Source organism: Flavonifractor plautii ATCC 29863, assembly GCF_000239295.1.
In the GTDB taxonomy this organism is placed as follows: domain Bacteria; phylum Bacillota; class Clostridia; order Oscillospirales; family Oscillospiraceae; genus Flavonifractor; species Flavonifractor plautii.
Genome location: NZ_JH417833.1, coordinates 1 through 19,912 on the forward strand (window position 1 = coordinate 1; position 19,912 = coordinate 19,912).

The window sequence follows — 19,912 nt, forward strand, 5'->3', positions numbered from 1 at the left end:
ACATCCTGGCCCTGCCCCGCACCTTCACCACCGCCGCCGTCCACCTCTGCATGAAGGACCCCGCCCTCAACTCCGCCCCCGTGGGCGGCACCCCCTGCGGCGGCTGAGCCGCAAGGAGTGGCCGAGGAAAGAGGGGTGAGGAACCAAACATTGCTCCCGGTCTATTGGGTTCCAATAATTGAAAGGAGAATGATTATGAAAAAGCTGTTGTCTCTTGTACTTTCGTTTGCTCTTGTCTGCACACTGATTTCCGGATGTGGCCCGAAGGGGGGAGGAGGAAACTCGAGCAACCAGCCTCTGGACGCCGCTGAAACGACCTTCGGCCTGACGCCCCTGCCGGAGCGCACCACACTGACCATCGGTTTTTTCTCCGGCTCTGCCCACTCCATGCCCTGGTATATTGCTGATAGAATGGGATTTTTTGATGAATTAAACATCGATGTGGAGTATGAGTCCTTTATCGGCGGCCCGGCCATGATGGAGGCCAGCGCCAGTTGGGACATCTGTGATGTGGGTGCTCCCGGTATTCTGAACGGCATGAAGAACTATGATATCCAGATGCTGGGCCTGTGCGACAACGAGTACAATACCGCCCTGTTTGTCCGTCCGGACAGCCCTCAGGCCGCCGATCCTACCAATCCTGAAGTATGGAAAGGGATTGAGTGCATTCTGCCCACCGGTACGACCCTGCAGTACATGTTCCTCAGCTATCTTCAGTCACTGGGACTTTCCGCGGATGACGTGACAATTACCAATATGGATGTTACGCCCGCGCTGACCGCCTTCAATGCCGGAGAGGGCGACGCACTGTGCGTTTGGAATGCCGTGGCATACAACGCCGAGGACAGCGGACTCGTCCGTATTACCGATGTCAGCGAATTGGGCATCAACAATGTCTGCGGCCTGGCGGCCACAAAGGATGCTATGGAGAATAAGAGCGACCTGATCGACCTGGCCTGGATGGTCTATTATCTGACTTGGGACTGGTGCCAGCAGAGCGAGGACAATATGGCGCAGGCGGTGGAACTCTATGTGGAGTCCTGCGAGGACGAGGGTGTGGTATCCAATGAAAGCATCTGTCAGCGGGCTTTGGATATCTTTGCCTGCCCCAGCCCCTCTGAGGCCGTCAGCGTGATGACTACAGAGGAAGAGGATCGCCTTAGCTTGGCGGATCGTCCGGTGTTGGCCGCTGAAAACGATCTGCTGGAGACAATGGACTTTTTCATCTCCATCGGCAGCTATACTGAGGAAGACCGTACCGCCATCCTTGATAAGGAGCTGGTGAACTCCTCTGTGGCGGAGCGGTGCGCCGAGACGCTTAAAACGCTGGGCTATCTGGAATAATCAGCTGCACATCTGCGCAACCCGGGGCTGCATTGTCGTTCCGCTTAGGCACGCAGTGCAGCCTCCTTGCCTGCCAAACGGCGGGGAAACTTGTTGTAAGGGGGAAGTAATATGCAAAATGCTTCCAGCGCGGGCCGGAAGCTGACCAACGAGGAGCGCGTCGAAGTGGTCAAGCGGCAGAAAAAGCGCAACAGCTTCCAACTGGCTATGCTGTCGGTCATCGGCATATTGGGTTTTCTACTTCTCTGGCAGGCAGCTGTTCTGGCGGGTGTTCTGCCCAGCCGCTACGTCCCGGCGCCTACGGAGGTTATCGCACTGTTTGCTACAAAGCTGGTGGATCCCAATCCGGACGGCGCGGTGCTGGGGGTTCACATCATGGCCAGCCTCCAGGTGGCCCTGACGGGTTTTCTGCTGGCAATTGTCATCGGAATTCCTCTGGGGCTTTTTATGGGCTGGTTCCGGGGATTCGACAAATTTATGCGGCCCATCTTTGAAATTCTGCGGCCCATACCGCCGGTTTCCTGGATTCCGCTGACCATCATCTGGATGGGAATCGGCCTGCAGGCCAAGGCATTTATTGTATTCTTTTCAGCCTTTGTACCCTGTGTTATCAATGCATATACCGGCATTAAGCAGTCCAGCCCGGTGCTGATCAATGTGGCCAAAACCTGCGGAGCCACCAATTTTACGGTGTTCCGCAAGATTGGAATTCCGTCTGCCATGACCATGACCTTTGCTGGCATCCGCGTGGCCCTAGGAAACGCATGGGCCACGCTGGTGGCCGCTGAGATGCTGGCGGCCAATGCCGGACTTGGGTACATGATCCTCCAGGGCCGACAGTTTGCCCGGGCCGACATCATTATCCTGGGTATTGTTGTCATCGGCGTGATCGGCGTCATTTTCACCTCGGTCCTGGGACTGCTGGAGAAGAAAGTGCTGAGGTGGAAACGATGAAACAGAGCAGTACCAGTGTTGTTGTCATGAGCGACGCGGAGCGCCGTGAGAGACTCCGCAACCGGATTTACGCCGTGTTTCCTGTAGTTTCCGTCCTGCTTCTGATCCTGCTGTGGTTTTTGGCCGCGGGCGCGGAAAACAGCACCTTTCCCTCTCCTGTGGATATTTGGAATCGATTCCTGCTGCTGATGGAAAAACCGATCAAGCAGCTCAACCTCTTTGGCCACATTTGGGCCAGCCTTCTGCGCGTATTTATTGCCCTGGCCTTTGCCTGGCTGCTTGGGATCTCTTTCGGCATTCTGATCGGCTGGAACAAGAAGGCCAACGCACTACTGGGGCCCCTCTTTACCGCCTTTCGCTCTGTGCCGCCCCTGGCCTGGGTGCCATTGATGACCATGTGGTTTGGCACCGGTGAATTTCCCAAAATTCTGATTGTATTTATTGGCGCGCTGATGCCGGTGGTGGTCAACACGCAGGCGGGCATTTCCAATGTGCAGAACATGTACCTCAATGTGGGTACCATTTTCCACGCCAACAAGCGGCAGATGCTCTTTGAAATCGCTATTCCATCGGCTCTGGACGCCATTTTTGCCGGTGTGAGAACCTCTACCTCTGCCGGCTGGATGGTGGTGCTGGCTGCGGAGATGCTGGGCGGAAAGTCCGGCATTGGTTTCCTCATTACCCGCGGTATGGACTCCGGAGACTATGCCCTGTGTCTGTTGTCCATGGTGTGTATCGGTTTGGTCGGCGCGCTGCTGGCCATCATTACCCAGCTCTTAGAAAGGATGGTTTGTCCATGGACGGCAAGAAAGTCAAACTGAGACTGGAGCATATTTCTCAGAGCTACATTGTCAAAAATGAGGTGTCAGACGCCGTGGTTGACGTGTCTCTGGATGTGTACGACAATGAGTTTCTGGTCATACTCGGCCCCGGGCGCTGCGGTAAAACTGTACTGCTGAATATGATAGCCGGGCTGGAAAAGCCGGTGGACGGGAGTCTCTTCCTGGATGGAGAGGAGATCCATGGGAGCGACGAGCGTATTGGCATGGTGTTTCAGAAGCTGGCGCTGATGCCGTGGAAAACCGTAATGGAAAACGTAGAGTTCGGCCTCAAGATGAAGGGTGTGCCCAAGGCTCAGCGCCGGGAGACGGCCCAGAAGTACATCAACCTGGTGGGCCTGCAGGGCTTTGAAAAAAGCTATCCCAGCCAGCTCTCCGGCGGCATGAAGCAGCGGGCAGGCATTGCCCGCGCCTATACCAACAATCCGGAGATTATGCTGATGGACGAGCCCTTCGGACAGCTGGACGCCCAGACCCGATATTCCATGCAGGACGAGGTGCTGCGAATCTGGGAAAGTGAAAAGCGCACCTTTATCTTCGTCACCAACAATATCGAGGAGGCGCTCTATTTGGCCGACCGCATTGTGTTGCTGACCAACTACCCTGCGCAGGTCAAGGAAATCTATGACATCAACCTGCCCCGGCCCAGAGATACGGTCAGCCCTGAGTTCCTGCGCCTGCGGAAAATTATTAGTGACAACACGGATTTGGCGCTCTGACGGAGGTGGTTAAGGATGAGCGAACCAAAGAGTGAATACAAGGTGGAGGTTAAGAACCTCACAAAATATTTTGGGGATCTGCACGTGCTCAACGACATCTCCTTTAATGTCAGAAAGGGTGAATTTATCTGTATTGTGGGCCCTACCGGCTGCGGTAAGACCACGTTTCTCAACCTGCTGACCCGCATTTACATGCCATCCAAGGGCGACCTTCTGATCGACGGAGAGTCCGCCGACCCCAAAAAGCACAATTTGGCCTTTGTGTTTCAGGAGCCGTCCTCTATTCCCTGGAAGACGGTGGAGGAAAACCTGCGCTTTGGGCTGGAGCTGAAAAAGCTGCCCAAAAAAGAGATCGACGAGCGGGTGGAAAACATTATTAAGCTGATGGGCCTGCAAAACTTTCGTGACGCCTATCCGCACCAGCTGTCGGTGAGTACCGAGCAGCGTATTATCATCGGCCGGGCCTTCGCCATGAACCCGGATCTGCTGCTGATGGATGAACCCTATGGGCAGATGGACATCAAACTCCGCTTCTACCTGGAGGACGAGGTGGTTCGCCTTTGGAAGGAGACAGGCAGTACGGTGCTGTTTATTACCCACAACATTGAGGAGGCTGTTTACCTCGCCGAACGCATTCTGATCCTGTCTAACAAACCCACTACAATTAAAGAGGACTTTAAGGTAGACCTTCCGCGGCCCCGCGATGTGACTTCGCCGGAGTTTACCAAAATCCGCCAGTATGTTACCGATCAAATCAAATGGTGGTAAGGGAGGCTTTTCAAACTAATGTATGACGTTCTGATCATCGGCTGCGGAGTAATTGGGTCTGCCATGGCGTATACGCTGTCACGGTATCAACTGAAGGTCTGTGTATGTGAACGGTTCAACGATGTGGCCAACGGAGTAACCAAGGCCAACAGTGCCATTCTGCACGCCGGCTTTGACTGCCCGCCCGGCAGCCTGGAGGCCCGCATGAACCTGGAGGGCATTGCTATGGCCCGGGAAATCTGCAAGAAACTAGATGTAGAGTACCGGGATATCCCCTCGTTTGTGATCGCCTTTGACGAGCGGGAGATGGAGTATGTAAGGGAGCTCTATGACCGCGGCGTGGCCAATGGCGTACCGGGCGTGCGTATTATTGACCGGGAGGAGGCGCTCCGGCTGGAGCCTGGCCTCAATCCCAAGCTGATCGGCGCCCTGTATGCCCCTGGCTCCGGTATTATTAATCCCTGGGAGTACGCCGTCGCCATGGCGGAGACGGCAGTACGCAATGGCGTGGAGGTGAAGTTGTCATCCCGCGTAACCGGGATTGAGCGGAATGAGGATCACTTTGTGGTGACAACCAGTTCCGGAAGCTATGAAGCCCGCTATGTTATCAACGCCGGAGGGGCCTTTTCCGCCCAGGTTTATGAGCTGGTGGGGGGCCACGGGCTGAAACAGACAAATTTTTGCGGTCAGTATTACGTTCTGGACAAAAGCCAGGGGGGCATCATTAACTCCGTGGTATTCCCCTGTCCCGACGAGCACGGCTTCAAGGGAATCCTGGTGGCCCCCACGGTTCATGGAAACCTGATTGTGGGTCCCGACGCATATCAGGTGGAGGATGGCGACCATGTGGCCACGGTCGAACCCTATCTGAGTCAGGTGAAGAGCGGAGGACTGCGCTCTGTTCCGGGCATTGACTTCCGTCAGACGATTCATGAGTACGCCGGAGTGCGTCCCAATACGCAAATACCAGACTTTGTTATTGAAGAGTCCCCCATTTGTCCTCATTTCATCAACCTGGCGGGTATCAAGTCACCCGGACTCTCCGCAGCTCCGGCCATTGCCCTGGAGGGATTGCGCATACTGTCCGGGTGCGGTCTTGAGCTGACGGAAAAGGAGACGTTTATCGACCGGCGCAGGCGCATTAAGTTCCGGGAACTCAGCAATGCGGAGAAGGCCGCGGTGATTGCCGAAGATCCGCTCTACGGCCGGGTTATCTGCCGGTGTGAAACCGTGACGGAGGGGGAGATCGTTGAGGCGATTCACCGTCCCATTGTCCCCCGTTCCATTGACGCCATCAAGCGCCGCTGCAACGCGGGTATGGGGCGCTGTCAGGGCGGATTCTGCGGCCCCCGGGTGCATGAGATCCTGGCCCGTGAGTTGGGTGTTTCCCCAATGGATATAACAATGGATGAGGAGGGGACCTGGCTGCTCAGCTCCCCCATCAAGGAGGTGTCCGTCCATGACGCTTAACTATCAGGTGGTAGTGGTCGGCGGCGGCCCTGCCGGACTGGCCGCGGCCTGCAGCGCGCGTGAGGCGGGAGCGGAGCGGGTGCTGGTTCTGGAACGGGACAAGGAACCGGGCGGCATTCTGAATCAGTGCATTCACAACGGCTTTGGACTGCACTATTTCAAGGAGGAGCTGACTGGCCCTGAGTACGCGGGACGTTTTATTCAGCGGGCTTCTGAGCTGGGAGTAGAGATCCTGCTGGATACTATGGTGCTCTCTGTGGAGGAGGATCACACGGTTCGTGCGGTCAATTGCCGGGACGGACTGCTGGAGATCCAGGCGGGTGCTGTCGTGCTGGCCATGGGCTGCCGGGAGCGTACCCGTGGGGCCATCGCCATTCCGGGAGACCGTCCGGCCGGAATTTTTACAGCCGGTACCGCCCAGCGATACATTAACATTGAAGGCTGGATGGTGGGCCGCCGGGTGGTTATTCTGGGCAGCGGAGACATCGGCCTGATTATGGCGCGCCGCATGACGCTGGAGGGGGCCAACGTATTGGCCTGTGTGGAACTGATGCCCTACTCCAATGGATTAAACCGAAACATTGTGCAATGCCTGAAGGACTATGGGATTCCCCTTTACCTCTCTCACACTATTACGAATATCGTGGGGCGGGAGCGGGTGGAGCAGGTTGTGGTCTCTGAGGTAGGCGCTGACCGCAGGCCAATACCAGGTACGGAAATCAAGTTTGACTGCGACACCGTTCTGCTGAGCGTTGGACTTATTCCTGAAAACGAGCTGACCCGCGCCGCAGGAATTCCCATTGACAGCCGAACCAGCGGCGCCGTAGTTTTTGAAAACATGGAAACGGTGACTCCCGGAATTTTTAGCTGCGGTAATGTCGTCCATGTCCATGATCTGGTCGACTTTGTCACGGCGGAGAGCCGGCGGGCCGGTGCAGCGGCGGCCCGGTATGCGGCGGCAGGTCAGAGCTCCCCTGCCCTGTCCTGCCTGGAGGTGCAGAATGGCGCGGGGGTCACTTACACAGTGCCGCAGAAGATACGGCCCGCCCATGTGGAGAAGGGCGTGGATCTCTTTTTCCGGGTTGACAACGTGTACCGGAACCGTCGTATCTGCGTGACCTCTGCAGGGGAGGAGCTATGCAGCTTCTCCAGGGAGCACATGGCTCCGGGTGAGATGGAGCACATTCTCCTGCCCAAGCGTCTGCTGGAGCGGGCGGGGGACGGGGAACTGACGGTTTCCCTGGCGGCGGAAAAGGGGGCGAAGGAATGACGGAGCTTACCTGTATTGTGTGCCCCAAGGGCTGTCGCCTGAATGTGGATGAGGAGAACGGGTTTCTGGTTACGGGGTATGGATGCCCCAGGGGAAAGGAATATGGACATAAGGAGCTGACAGCGCCCACCCGGACGTTGACCAGCATTGTTCGGATAGAAGGGGCAATTCACCCCTGCTGTCCGGTCAAGACCTCGGGGGAGATTCCAAAGAGATTGATTATCCAAGCCATGAATCTGTTAAAAAAAGTCCGCCTCAGCGCTCCGGTGGCCGCCGGAGCGGTGGTGGTTCAGGATATCTGCGGAACGGGTGTGGACTGGATTACCACAAAGAATATGTAGACAGTCAAGGTGCTCAACAGCCCAGAGGCCCCGGAACCAGACGGTTCCGGGGCCTCTGTTATGCTGATTGCAGTTCGCCCGCCGGAGGCGGGGGTCATGAAGGACAGCGTTCCAGATTACACGTTAAACCGGAACAGGACGATATCGCCGTCCAGCCCCGCGGAATACATTCCGCGGGGGCCCCGAATTGAAAAACAGCCGGTGGAAGTGAATTCCACCGGCTGGCAGGGTTTTGCGGGCAAAACGCCTGCACGGCGCAGGGGCGCCGCGCCGCCTTTGGCGGGATTCATGAAGGACGGCGTTCCAGATTACACGTTAAACCGGAACAGCACAATGTCGCCGTCCTTCATGACGTACTCCTTGCCCTCGGAGCGCACCAGGCCTTTCTCCTTGGCCGCGTTCATGGAGCCGCAGGCCATCAGATCGTCGAAGTTGACCACCTCGGCGCGGATGAAGCCCCGCTCAAAGTCGGTGTGGATCTTGCCCGCGGCCTGGGGGGCCTTGGTGCCCCGTTTGATCGTCCAGGCGCGGCACTCGTCCTCGCCGGAGGTGAGGAAGGAGATCAGGCCCAGCAGGGCGTAGCTGGCCTTGATGAGCCGGTCCAGGCCGGACTCGGCGATGCCCAGATCGTCCAGGAACATCTTCTTCTCCTCGCCATCCAGCTCGGCGATCTCCGCCTCCAGCTTGGCACAGACGGGGATGACCTGGGCCCCCTCCTTGGCGGCCAGCTCCTCCACCACCTTGTAGTAGGCGTTGGCGTGGCAGTCGGCAAAGCCCTCCTCATCCAGGTTGGCGGCGTAGATGATGGGCTTGAGGGAGAGCAGCTCGGCAGTGGCGATGATGGCGGCGTCGTCCTCGTCACAGTCGAAGGAGCGGGCGGAGTTGCCGTCGTTGAGCCAGTCCTTCAGGGCGGAGAACACCTCCACCTCGCGGAGATACTTCTTGTCCCCCTTGGCGGCCTTCTGGGCCTTGTCAATACGGCGCTCCACCATCTCCACGTCGGCCATGATCAGCTCAATGTCGATAACGCCGATGTCCCCGGCGGGGTCCACGGGCACGTTGCTGCTGGTGTCAGCTACCACATGCATGATGTTCTCATCGTCGAAGCAGCGCACCACATGCACAATGGCGTCGCACTCCCGGATGTTGGCCAGAAACTTGTTGCCCAGGCCCTGGCCCTTGGAGGCGCCCTTGACCAGGCCGGCAATGTCCACAAATTCCACCACGGCGGGGGTGGTCTTCTTGGGGTGGTACATCTCGGTCAGCGCGTCCAGCCGGTGGTCGGGTACGGCCACCACGCCCACGTTGGGGTCGATGGTGCAGAAGGGGTAGTTGGCGCTCTCAGCGCCGGCGTTGGTAATGGCGTTGAACAGGGTGCTCTTGCCCACGTTGGGAAGGCCCACAATGCCTAATTTCATCGGTAAAAACCCTCTTTCGGTATGTTCGTTTCCACATTATATCCGATCCCGGTGGAAAAAACAAGCGCGCCGGGCCAATTCAAACAGCCGCCTGCGCAGCGGTGGGGTGTTCTGGCCGTCCGGGCATTTTTGCAGGGGAAAACGGCGCGCCCCCCTTGCTTTTCCGACAGGAAGCGTGTAGAATCTTAACGCTCCTTTAACGATACGACAAAATATGGAGGGATCTCCCATGGGACTGCTGCGCCAGCCCACCAGTGATATCACCAAGGGCGTGATCTGGAAACAACTCCTCGCCTTTTTCTTCCCCCTGTGGTTCGGCACCTTTTTCCAGCAGCTCTACAATACGGTGGACACCCTGGTGGTGGGCCGGTTCGTGGGCAAGGTGGCCCTGGCCGCCGTGGGCTCCACCTCCGTCATCGTCAACCTGACGGTGGGCATCTTCACCGGCCTGGCGGCCGGAGCGGTGGTGGCCATCGCCCAGCACTTCGGCGCCCGCCGCTGGGACGAGGTGCACGAGTGCGTCCACACCGCCATGCTGCTGAGCATCCTCATCGGCGCATTTTTTATGGTGACGGGCTTTGTCCTCACCCCCTGGGCCCTGCGGGCCATGGGCACCACCGAGGATGCCCTGCCCGGGGCCATACTCTATCTGCGGGTCTATTTCCTGGGTATGGTGCCCAACGTCATCTACAACATGGGTACCGGCGTGCTGCGGGCCATCGGCGACTTTCGGCGGCCCCTCTACTTCCTCATGGCCGCATCCCTGTGCAACATTGTGCTGGATCTGCTGCTGGTGGTAGTGTTCCATATGGGGGTGGCCGGCGTGGCCATCGCCACCATCTGTTCTCAGCTTCTGTCCGCCGTGCTGGTGGTGATCTCACTCATGCGCTCCGAGATGACCTCCTATCAGCTCTTTCCCAAGCGGCTGCGCATCTATGCCATGCCCATGCGCAGCATCCTGATGATCGGTGTGCCCACCGCCCTCCAGTCGGTGATGTACAACGCCTCCAATATCGTCATCCAGGCCTCCATCAACTCCTTTGGCACCGACGCTGTGGCCGCCTGGACCGCCTACGGCAAGATGGATATCATTTTCTGGATGACCATTACCGCCATGGCCCAGTCCATCACCACCTTTGCCGGGCAGAACTACGGCGCCGGGGAGTATGAGCGCCTGAAAAAGGGCGTCCGGGTATCGGTGGCCATGACGGCGGGCTTCACCGTCCTGCTCAGCACCGCCTTCTTCCTGCTGGCCCAGCCCCTGCTGGCCATCTTCTCCCCCGACCCCGATGTGCTGGAGGTGGGGGTGGAGATGGTGCGCTTCCTGGCCCCCTGCTACATCACCTATATCCTCATCGAGCTGCTCACTGGAGCCATCCGGGGGGCGGGCAAGTCGGTAGCCCCCATGCTCATCTCGGTCTTCGGGGTGTGCGGCCTGCGGCTGCTGTGGCTGTTCACCGTCGTGCCCGCCCACCACACCCTGCTGGCTGTGGAGGCCAGCTACCCCATCACCTGGGCGGTCACCTCCGTGGCCATCCTGCTCTACTACCGCTTCGGCCGGTGGCTCCACCCGCCCAAGAAGGCGTAAAAGCGCCGCCCCCATATTTTGCGGGGGGACGCCGTCATTGCAGAGCCGTAGGGGCGGGGGCCCACACCCGCCCGCGGTCAATCTGCGGTCGGATCGGCGGGCCGATGCGGGCATCGGCCCCTACGTTGTTCAGGAGGCGGAACGATACCCGCAGGATTGCAGGGGCGGGTCCTATCCCCGCCGCAGGGTTGGGGCGGGCGGCCACAAGGGCCGCCCCTACATTTGGAGGGAGCGGTACCATTGCAGAACTGTAGGGGCGGGGCTTGTCCCCGCCCGCGTCTCCCTTGCCCCCGCCGCAGAAGAGAAAGAGGACGCGCACGCCGGAGGTGTGCGCGTCCTCTTGGTTTAGTCATGGCTCAGGTAGTAGGGCTTCATCAGGCTGGGCTGCTCGGTGGAGTCCTTCTGCCCATTGGTGCGCAAGGTGACCTCCGGGGGACGGCCCCGGCCGCCGTGGCGTCCGCCGCCCTTGCGCTTCCGCGCCGCCTGGGGCTCCGGCTTCGCAGGGGGTTCCGAGGGCCTGGCGGCCTTCTTCCGCTTTTTAGCGGGCTGTTCAACTGGTTTGTCCTTTTTCGGTGCGGCCTGGGCCCGGCCGCGAGGGGCCAGCAGGCGGGCGGTGGCGTCCATGATCACGTCGCTGGCCAGGGGGTCGGGCTTGTGGAAGTCGGCAAACTCCGCCTGAACCGGCCGGGCGGGGGCAGTGGCCGTCAGGGCCTCCTCCAGGGTGGCGCTGTTGCGCTGGCCCCGCTTGCGGCGCTTTTTGGCGGAGGTCTCCCCGGCTGGCTCCGGCTGGGGAGGCTGCTCCAGTACCTTTTGGTTGGCCTTGGCCTTTCGGGCCTCGGCGGCGGCCTTGTTGGCCGCATCCCGCTGGCGGCGGCGCTCCTTGGCGGCGGCCCGGGCCTCGGCGTCCTCTGGATTCACCACCCGGCCCTTCTTGTCGCGGGGCAGGGGCTCCAGCACCTCCATGGGCCAGGGGTGGACTTCCACCACAGGGATGGCGCGGCCGATGAGCTTCTCGATGGCCTTGAGCTCGTCCTTCTCGTTGATGTCGCAGAAGGAGATGGCGGTGCCGCCCCGCCCGGCCCGGCCGGTGCGGCCGATGCGGTGGACGTAGGTCTCCGGTACGTCGGGCAGGTTGTAGTTGAACACGTGGGAGAGCTCCTCAATGTCCAGGCCCCGGGCGGCGATGTCGGTGGCCACCAGAACCTGCACCGCGCCGCTCTTGAAGTCGGCCAGGGCCTGCTGTCGGGCGGTCTGGCTCTTGTTGCCGTGGATGGCGGCGGCGGAGATACCCGCCTTGACCAGATCCCCGGCCACCTTGTTGGCCCCGTGCTTGGTGCGGGTAAACACCAGGGCGTTTTTCACGTCCAGCTCCCGGATGAGGGCGGCGAGCAGCCTGGTCTTGTTGCCGCGGTCCACGTAGTAGAGCTTCTGGTCGATCACCTCCACCGGGGAGGAGATGGGGTCTACCGCCACCTTGACGGGGTTGTGCAGCAGGGAGTCTACCAGCCCCTGCACCTCGGGGGGCATGGTGGCGGAGAAGAAGAGGGTCTGCTTTTGGGCGGGCAGCCAGCCAAGGATGCGGCGCACGTCGTGGATGAAGCCCATGTCCAGCATCCGGTCGGCCTCGTCCAGCACGAAGATCTCCAGCCGGGACAGGTCGATGAGCTTCTGGCCGTAGAGGTCGCCCAGGCGGCCGGGGGTGGCCACCAGGATGTCCACGCCATTTTTCAGCCGCTCCACCTGGGGGGCCTGGCCCACGCCGCCGAAGATGACGGTGGAGCGCAGGGGCAGGTACTTGCCATAGGCCTCAAAGCTCTCCTGGATCTGGAGGGCCAGCTCCCGGGTGGGGGTGAGGATCAGGGCCCGGATGGGGCGGCCCTGGGCCTTACGGCCGCTGAGCTGCTGGAGAATGGGGGCGGCGAAGGCGCAGGTCTTGCCGGTGCCGGTCTGGGCGCAGCCCAGCACGTCCCGGCCGGTCAGCGCGGGGGGAATGGCTTTTGCCTGGATGGGAGAGGGCTGCTCGTAGCCCTGGTCGGCCAGGGCCCGCAGGATGGGCTCGTTGAGGCCGAGTTCTTGAAAGGTCATGTTGTTCGTCCTTTACAGCGTTTTGGCCCCTCCTGCGCCGGGGGGCGGTTGCGGGTCATACCCCACCGCGCAGAGGTGGGGGAAAACGCGGCAAAGCCCGCCGGAAAACCAGCGGGCATTTCGCACGCGATATTCGTACTCCTAAAGTATACCACAAATTTGGAAAAATACAAGTGGGCGCGGCTCAGCCCTGGGCCTGGGCGGTGTTGAGCCCCAGCAGGCCCTGGAGCACGGCGGCTACCGTCTCCTCCAGCCCTCTCCCCTCCCCCACGTCCACGGTGAGGTCGGCGTACCGCCGGTAGAGGGGTTCCCGGGCGGCGTACACGTCGGCCAGGGTCTGGCCCGGGGCCATGGCGATGCCCCGGGTGGTGATGTTGTGTATCCGCCGCTCCAGCTCCGACAGAGGGACGTGGAGGTAGACCACCCGGCCCAGGGCCCTCAGGTGGCCGATCGCCCCCGCCCGGCAGACGGCGCTGCCTCCGGGGGCGATGACGGCGCCCGTGCAGGCCAGGGAGCAGATGGCCGCCTCCTCTGCGTCCAGAAAGGGCTCCACGCCCCGGTTGTCCAGCAGCTCCTGTAGGAGGGCCCCCTCCCGCTGCTGAATGAGGAGGTCCACGTCCACAAACTGAAAGCCCAGGGCCTTGGCCAGCAGGACGCCCACGGTGCTCTTGCCCGAGCCGGGCATGCCGATGAGAGTGATGTTATTCAATCTGATTTGCTCCTTTTTACACGGTTCCGACCGCGCCCCAGGGCAGCTCCAGGGGAATCTGATGGACGGCAGAGGGGGTGCTGCTGTCCGGCTCCCCCTCGTACAAAGCCAGCACGGCCCCGCCGGAGGCATCCTCGGGGACAAAGAAGATCATCTGGCCGTACAGGGGGTCCTCCCACTGGGCGTCGGAGAGGGTGACCAGATATACCCCCGCGTCCTTGAGCTGCCGGGCCAGGGAGGCGTCGTCCTCCGCCAGAAGGGCGGTGCCGTCCTCCAGCCGCAGCTCGGCGGGAAAAAAGGTCAGGTCGTCCCGGCGCTCGCCCCCCTCCACCCAGAGATCCACGGCCAGGCAGCGGAAGCCCTCCCGCCGGGCCAGGGGTACGTAGGTCAGATCCACCTCCCAGGGGTCCTCCACGGTCACCTGCTGGGTACCGTGAATGGAAAAGGGCTCCCAAAGGGCGTGAGTCCCGCCGGCGGGCTCCGCCTGGGCAACCGCCCCCGGCTCTGGGCGGCGGCCCGCAAAGGCTTCGGACAGGTTAAGCATAAGACCCAACACGAAGGGCAGGACAATGCAGAGGAGGAACAGCGACACGAGCACGAGCACCAGAAGCTTGAGCGGGGAGCGCTGCCTCCGTGCGGGGGGCTCCTCCCAGGGCGTCCCTCCCTGGGGGCCGCCGTAGGACACCGTCCGGGGGCCCACCGGTGGGGTCTTGGGCTGGGCCGCCGGGCGCGGCCGGTCCTTGGAAGCGGCCGAAACGCGGGCGGGCGGAGCCTGCGCCGGGCGGGCCCCTGCGCGGTCCGGCGGGGGATTGTAGCTGCCGCACTTGGGACAGAAGTCGTCGCTGTCGTAGTCGTAGGGCCGGCCGCAACTCGCACAGGTCACCTTCCGCATGAAAATGCCCCCTTCTCGGATTTTCCTTAGAGTTAATTCCATTATAACAGAAAGCAGGCCCGGCGGCAACCGTCCTCCGGCCATGACCAAGGCTTCATACCGCACTTGACGGCCGACAGTGGTTTCTTATACCATAAAGCGGTACGGAATGGTATAATGGAGCCAGACTTTGCGCCATCTGTACCGGTCGCAGGCCGGAGAAACAGCCATGAGAAAGAGAGGACATTTATCCATGACCAACCGCTTGGACCGCGACTTCCACCTGCCGGGGCTGCTGCGCTTTGCCCTGCCCACCATTATTATGATGCTGGTGGTCAGCCTCTACACCATCGTGGACGGGGTGCTGATTGCCCGCCTGGTGGGAGAGAACGCCCTGGCCGCCGCCAATGTGGCCTATCCTGCCATCAGCTTTACCCTGGCCATGGGGATCATGCTGGGCACCGGCGGCTCCGCCGTGGTGGCCCACAAGATGGGGGCCGGATATCTGGAGGAGGCCCGGAGGGACTTCGGCTTTCTGGCCCTGGTGGCGGTGTGCATCGGCCTGGCGGTCTGCCTGGCGGGGGCCCTGTTCGCCGGGCCGCTGGCCCGGCTGCTGGGGGCCAGCGATCTGCTGCTGGACGATACGGTCACCTATCTGCGGGTGCAGCTCTGCTTTGCACCCATGGCCATGCTCCAGCTCCTCTTTGAGAGCTTCTTTGTCACTGCCGGGCGGCCCGGCCTGGGCCTGGGGCTGGCGACTGCGGCGGGCGTCACCAACGCCGTGCTGGACTATCTCTATATGGGGCCTATGCAGATGGGCATACTGGGCGCTGCCCTGGGCACTGTTACGGGCTACTCGATTCCCGCCGTGGCGGGGGTGCTCTTTTTCCTGCTCCGCCGGCAGGGGCTCCGCTTTGGCCGCCCCCACGGGGATCTGCGCATGCTGGGCCGGGCCTGCTTCAACGGCGCGTCCGAGATGGTGACGAACCTGTCCATGGCGGTGACTACCTTTCTCTTTAACGCTATTATGATGGCCTACCTGGGGGAGGCGGGCGTGTCCGCCATCACCATCGTGCTCTATGCCCAGTTCCTTCTGGTGGCCCTGTATATGGGCTTCTCCATGGGGGTGGCCCCGGTGTTCAGCTTCAACCGGGGGGCGGGGCGGTATGACCGGATGCGGCGTATTTTCGGCTACTGCCTGCGGTTTATCCTGGTTTCGTCCGTGGCTATTCTGGCGGTGGCCCTGGCCCTGTCCGGGGTGGTGGTGGGGATCTTCTCCACACCCGGCTCTCCGGTGTACGCCATCGCCCTGGACGGCTTTCGACGGTTTGCCCCCGCTTTCCTCTTTGCCGGGGTAAATATCTTCTCCTCCGCCCTCTTTACCGCCCTGTCCGATGGGCGCACCTCCGCCATTATCTCGTTTGCCCGCACCTTCGGCTTCCTGCTGCTGGGGCTGCTTCTGCTGCCCCGGCTGCTGGAGGTGGACGGCGTGTGGCTGGCCGTGCCGCTGGCGGAGCTGCTCTCCTGCCTGCTGTCGGTCTGGTTCCTCCGCCGCAAGCGGGCCGACTTCGGCTTCGGCGGTGGGGATCTCCCCCGACACGGTGGACGCGGCGGCGGACGGACCTGACGGAAGCGAAGCCATTATAAAAGCCCCCGGCGCAACGCGCCGGGGGCCTCTCATTGTACTTTTTAGAAGGTAATAATGCCCTTTTTCAGAATCTTGCGGTCCAGCAGCTTCTGGTAGGCCTCCACGGCCTGGTCAAAGGTGAAGTAGTCGGAAATAAAGTCCTTAATGTTCAGCTCACCGGAGCGCATCCACTCTACCACCTGGGCGTGGGCCTCGCCTTCCTCGCGCTTGCGGGGCATCTGCTGGTAAATGACGCGCCAGTTGTAGTCGGCGGGGCTGAAGTCGATGGTGACCTCCTCCTTCTCGGGCACGCCGTAGCACAGCACTGAGCCCCGGTCCTTGATAAGCCCCATGCCCTGGTTTACAATGGCGGGGGAACCGGCCGCGTCCAGCACGTAGTCCACACCGCCGGGGAAGAGCTTGCGCACCTCGGCGCGCACATCGCACTCCTTGCTGTTAATGAGGTGAGTAGCACCGTAATTCCTGGCCTGCTCCAGTTTTTCGGGCAGGATGTCGCAGGCCACCAGATCCTTTACACCCAGCAGGCTCATAAACTTCAGGTATGTAAGACCCACAGGGCCGCAGCCAAACACTACCACGGAGTCCTGGGGCTGGATACCGAAATAGCGGATGTTGGAGAGCACCTCACGGAAGGTGACGATCATAGTGGCGTCCACGGGGTCCAGATCGTCATCCAGCACCGTCTGAGCAAAGGCGCAGTCGGGAGCGCCGCCGGGCCAGGGGGCTTTGGGATCGCACACCACAGCGTACTCACTCAACGCGCCCCAGCCGGAGCCCAGCCCAGGCAGGTTTTCCGGGTCAGGATCCACAAAGGGCAGCAGCACCTTGTCGCCCACTTTAAGGCCTTTGACCTTGGAGCCCACCTCCACGACTTCGCCCACGCCCTCATGGCCCAGCATAATGGGGTAGACCGATTCGGGGAAGCCCTTAAAGGTGCGGTGGATGAGCTTGATGTCGGTACCGCACATGCCGCAGGCAATGGTCTTAACCAGCGCCTGATACTCGTTGTACCGGGGCTTGTTGACCTCGTGAACGGTAATCCTGCCATCTCTCTCGACGACCAGCGTTTTCATAAAAAAGGCCCTCCTTTAATGAATATCGTAATATTGGAATGTCACTACATAACAAGATAAAAAACAAAGCAGCATGTATTTACAAGAGAGATCATAACACAAAGCATTTAAAAATGCAACTAAATTAGATGTAAAAATAAAATGAGTTTTATACATATTTCCATGGAAAAGGAAGGAAATAAGCGGTATGATACTGCATATATTATGATACAAAAACGGTTCCTATTACGCTTTTGTGCAGAATCAATAATTTGGACAGTGAAAAAACGTAAATTATGCACCAATTTATGAAAGCTATATTGACAAGTTTAAAATTTGAGCTATACTAAGGGCAACGATATGTTACTACATAGTATCAATGCAACGCAGTCCGGCGCAAACCGGATACCATAAACACAAAGTCGGCCGCGGACAACGGCCGTTTTGTAAGCAAGGCAACCCAATACAAGAAGGAGGAACACCCGAATGAAGAAGAAGAAACTCATTGCAACGGTCCTCTCCGCATCCATGCTGGTCGGACTGCTGGCCGGCTGCGGCAGCAGCACAGATCCGGCTGAAAGCCCCACTGGCGGCGGTGAAACCACCCCGGCTCAGGGCGAGACCACTCCCGCCCAGAACGACGTAGACTATGCCAATTTTGTGATCGATCCCGCCCAGATCCCACAGGAAAAGCTGGACACCACCCTGTACCTGGCCGTCTCTGTCCGCGGTCTGGAGAACCCGTACATCGCCACGATCAACGAGGGCATGAAGCTCTTTGCCGAATATCTGGATTCCATCGGTCAGAAGTATGAGATGCAGGTGCTGGATTCCCAGGGCGACAGCGCCAAGGAAGTCGACAACATGCGCCAGTTTGCGGCCAAGGCCAACGGCAACGCCATTGCCTACGCCGATCCCAACGAGGACACCATTGCCTACTCCCTGGCTGAAGCCATGGCGGAGTCCGGCGGCTATCTGGGCACGGCCTGGAACAAGCCCGCCGATGTGGGCCCCTCCGATCTGGACCCCAACTGGGTGATCCACACCTCCCCCGACAACGTGGTGAACGGCTACAATATCGCCAAGGCCCTGTTCGACTCCATGGGCGGCGAGGGCCAGATCTTCGTGGTGCAGGGCCTGCTGGGCAACACCGCGTCCAACGCCCGTTATGAGGGCCTTCAGAAGGCTCTGGAGGAGTATCCCAACATTGAGGTCGTGGCGGACGACACGGCCAACTGGAACACCGACGAGGCTCTGGCTCTGGTCGAAACCTGGCTGACCCAGTACCCCGACGTGGGCGGCATCTGGTGCGCCAACGACAATATGGCCACTGGAGCTCTACAGGCGCTGGACGCGGCGGGCCTGAAGGGTAAGGTCGGCGTGTGCGGCATTGACGCCAACACCGATATTGTGGAGGCCATTGCCAACGGCGAGGCCACCGCTACCGTCTCCTCCAATGGATACCTCCAGGGCGGCTATACCCTGGCCATCTGCTACGCGGCCTGGGCCGGCCTGCTGGACCCCGCCGCGCTGCCCGCCGACTTCCGCGAGTTTGCCACCCCCACTGTGCTGATTGACAGCCCCGAGGCCGCGAAGGATTGGCAGAACTACAAGCCGGAGTTTGACTTCAGCCGTCCCTTTGACTGCCGCGTGGCCGGGTGACCGGCCGGAGCACCAATCCTGAATAACGGATAGTCAGAACGGCCGGGGCTGGGATCGTGGTCCCAGCCCCGGCTTCATATTAAGTCTCGCCGTCAGAGATCGCTGCCGTGGTGTGAGGGAGTGGTCCGTCCTAGAGCGAAATTGGAGCGACGATTATGATGAAATTAAATCCTGCGGCGACCATCACGGAAGAGTTCGCCGAACGCATCAAGAGTGAAAACCGCAGCGCAAAAATGATGAAGCTGGCACCGTTGATCGTGCTGGCCTGTCTTGTGGTTGTCTTTCTCATTGTCTGTGGGGCCAGCTTCCTCTCCCCCAAGAATATTATGAATATTCTCAACCAGATGGCCCTGCCCCTGGTAGTGGCCCTGGGACTGACCTTTGTCATTATGCTGGGCAGCATTGATCTGTCCATTGACGGAAGCGTGGGCATGGCGGGCTCCCTGTTTGCCTGCTTTGTCCTCAACAGTGAATTTGCGTACGATCTGGGTTTCCTCAGCGTGGTTATTGCGGTAGGTGTGAGCATGCTCTGCGGTCTGCTCATCGGCCTGTGCCACGTCTACCTCAAAATCCCCTCCTTCATGGCCTCCTTTGCCTTTATGTACATCTGCAAGGGCATCGGTATGGTCTCTTACCAGGGGCATCCTCCCACGATCAAGGACCCCGTTATTACGGCTCTGCCCACCACCACCTTCCTGGGCATCCCCTTTATCACCTGGGTTGCCATTGTGATGTTCCTGCTGTGCTTTTTTATTCAGGAGTATACCGCCTTCGGCCGGCATATTTACGCCGTGGGCACCAATGAGAACATTCCGCGCTCTGTGGGCGTCAGCGTGGAAAAAGTCAAAATCGGCGTGTTTACCCTGGCCGGTTTCCTGTTCGGCGTGGCGGGCGTCATCGGCGCTATCCGCCTGGGCCAGGGCCAGATCGCCATCGGCGACGACAAGATGTTTCCCGCCCAGGCGGCCGTGGTGGTCGGCGGCACTTCGCTGGCCGGCGGCAAGGGCGGCGTGGTCAACACCATTGTTGGCGTGCTGATTATGACGGTGCTGGATAACGGCTTGGTCATGCTGAACGTCAACCCAAACATCCGCACCGGCGTCCAGGGTGTCATCATCCTGGTGGCCGTCATTCTGACTGCGGCCCGCGGCGCCAAGGTCATCAGCAAATAAGG

The 19,912-nt window shown here is 60.3% G+C and carries 17 protein-coding genes; 12 read left to right on the forward strand and 5 right to left on the reverse strand.

Annotated elements, in window-relative coordinates; all coding sequences use genetic code 11:
* Nucleotides 1–195 precede the first annotated feature (195 nt).
* From HMPREF0372_RS14915 to HMPREF0372_RS14950, 8 genes are all read left to right on the forward strand, one after another.
* The gene (locus HMPREF0372_RS14915) at nucleotides 196–1,344 is read left to right on the forward strand and encodes an ABC transporter substrate-binding protein (protein ID WP_101707345.1); all 1,149 of its coding nucleotides are present in this window, start codon (nucleotides 196–198) and stop codon (nucleotides 1,342–1,344) included.
* A gap of 111 nt (nucleotides 1,345–1,455) precedes the next feature.
* Nucleotides 1,456–2,298, forward strand: coding sequence for an ABC transporter permease (locus HMPREF0372_RS14920; protein ID WP_007494252.1), 843 nt, complete (start codon nucleotides 1,456–1,458; stop codon nucleotides 2,296–2,298).
* Entirely contained in the window at nucleotides 2,295–3,119 is an 825-nt protein-coding gene (locus HMPREF0372_RS14925) for an ABC transporter permease (protein WP_007494254.1), read from the forward strand. Before HMPREF0372_RS14920 ends, HMPREF0372_RS14925 begins: the two co-directional genes overlap by 4 nt.
* Nucleotides 3,095–3,856, forward strand: coding sequence for an ABC transporter ATP-binding protein (locus tag HMPREF0372_RS14930; RefSeq protein WP_007494255.1), 762 nt, complete (start codon nucleotides 3,095–3,097; stop codon nucleotides 3,854–3,856). The genes HMPREF0372_RS14925 and HMPREF0372_RS14930 overlap by 25 nt, the downstream gene beginning before the upstream one ends.
* Nucleotides 3,857–3,871: 15 nt before the next feature.
* A complete protein-coding gene (locus HMPREF0372_RS14935) occupies nucleotides 3,872–4,624 on the forward strand; it encodes an ABC transporter ATP-binding protein (RefSeq protein ID WP_007494258.1) in 753 nt (250 codons plus the stop codon).
* 18 nt (nucleotides 4,625–4,642) lie between these two features.
* A complete protein-coding gene (locus tag HMPREF0372_RS14940) occupies nucleotides 4,643–6,094 on the forward strand; it encodes an NAD(P)/FAD-dependent oxidoreductase (RefSeq protein ID WP_007494260.1) in 1,452 nt (483 codons plus the stop codon).
* On the forward strand, nucleotides 6,084–7,364 hold the full coding sequence (locus tag HMPREF0372_RS14945) for an NAD(P)/FAD-dependent oxidoreductase (RefSeq protein ID WP_007494262.1): 1,281 nt from the start codon (nucleotides 6,084–6,086) through the stop codon (nucleotides 7,362–7,364). Before HMPREF0372_RS14940 ends, HMPREF0372_RS14945 begins: the two co-directional genes overlap by 11 nt.
* Nucleotides 7,361–7,705: a DUF1667 domain-containing protein gene (locus HMPREF0372_RS14950; RefSeq protein ID WP_007494263.1), complete on the forward strand. Its 345-nt coding sequence runs from the start codon at nucleotides 7,361–7,363 to the stop codon at nucleotides 7,703–7,705. Before HMPREF0372_RS14945 ends, HMPREF0372_RS14950 begins: the two co-directional genes overlap by 4 nt.
* Nucleotides 7,706–8,013: 308 nt before the next feature.
* On the opposite strand, the gene ychF is transcribed toward HMPREF0372_RS14950, so the two are convergent.
* Nucleotides 8,014–9,123 (reverse strand): redox-regulated ATPase YchF, encoded by a 1,110-nt coding sequence (gene ychF, locus HMPREF0372_RS14955; protein ID WP_007494265.1) that lies wholly within the window; start codon nucleotides 9,121–9,123, stop codon nucleotides 8,014–8,016.
* 229 nt (nucleotides 9,124–9,352) lie between these two features.
* Between ychF and HMPREF0372_RS14960 the strand changes: the two genes are divergently transcribed.
* Complete coding sequence (locus tag HMPREF0372_RS14960) at nucleotides 9,353–10,711, forward strand: MATE family efflux transporter (RefSeq protein WP_007494266.1); 1,359 nt, start codon at nucleotides 9,353–9,355, stop codon at nucleotides 10,709–10,711.
* Between the two features lie 345 nt (nucleotides 10,712–11,056).
* On the opposite strand, the gene HMPREF0372_RS14965 is transcribed toward HMPREF0372_RS14960, so the two are convergent.
* The 3 genes from HMPREF0372_RS14965 to HMPREF0372_RS14975 form a co-directional block, all read right to left on the reverse strand.
* Entirely contained in the window at nucleotides 11,057–12,796 is a 1,740-nt protein-coding gene (locus HMPREF0372_RS14965) for a DEAD/DEAH box helicase (RefSeq protein ID WP_007494270.1), read from the reverse strand.
* A 184-nt stretch (nucleotides 12,797–12,980) separates the two neighbouring features.
* On the reverse strand, nucleotides 12,981–13,505 hold the full coding sequence (locus HMPREF0372_RS14970; protein ID WP_007494271.1) for a shikimate kinase: 525 nt from the start codon (nucleotides 13,503–13,505) through the stop codon (nucleotides 12,981–12,983).
* A 16-nt stretch (nucleotides 13,506–13,521) separates the two neighbouring features.
* The gene (locus HMPREF0372_RS14975; protein WP_131970717.1) at nucleotides 13,522–14,397 is read right to left on the reverse strand and encodes a TFIIB-type zinc ribbon-containing protein; all 876 of its coding nucleotides are present in this window, start codon (nucleotides 14,395–14,397) and stop codon (nucleotides 13,522–13,524) included.
* A gap of 232 nt (nucleotides 14,398–14,629) precedes the next feature.
* On the opposite strand from HMPREF0372_RS14975, the gene HMPREF0372_RS14980 reads away from it, so the two are divergent.
* Complete coding sequence (locus HMPREF0372_RS14980) at nucleotides 14,630–16,003, forward strand: MATE family efflux transporter (protein ID WP_007494273.1); 1,374 nt, start codon at nucleotides 14,630–14,632, stop codon at nucleotides 16,001–16,003.
* A 62-nt stretch (nucleotides 16,004–16,065) separates the two neighbouring features.
* Here HMPREF0372_RS14980 and HMPREF0372_RS14985 read toward each other — a convergent pair whose 3' ends face one another.
* Nucleotides 16,066–17,097, reverse strand: coding sequence for a zinc-dependent alcohol dehydrogenase (locus tag HMPREF0372_RS14985; protein ID WP_007494274.1), 1,032 nt, complete (start codon nucleotides 17,095–17,097; stop codon nucleotides 16,066–16,068).
* 465 nt (nucleotides 17,098–17,562) lie between these two features.
* Between HMPREF0372_RS14985 and HMPREF0372_RS14990 the strand changes: the two genes are divergently transcribed.
* Entirely contained in the window at nucleotides 17,563–18,738 is a 1,176-nt protein-coding gene (locus tag HMPREF0372_RS14990; protein ID WP_007494277.1) for a sugar ABC transporter substrate-binding protein, read from the forward strand.
* A gap of 155 nt (nucleotides 18,739–18,893) precedes the next feature.
* Nucleotides 18,894–19,910 carry an ABC transporter permease gene (locus tag HMPREF0372_RS14995; protein ID WP_007494278.1) on the forward strand — a complete coding sequence of 339 codons (1,017 nt, stop codon included), beginning with the start codon at nucleotides 18,894–18,896 and terminating at the stop codon, nucleotides 19,908–19,910.
* The last annotated feature ends 2 nt before the right edge of the window (nucleotides 19,911–19,912 follow it).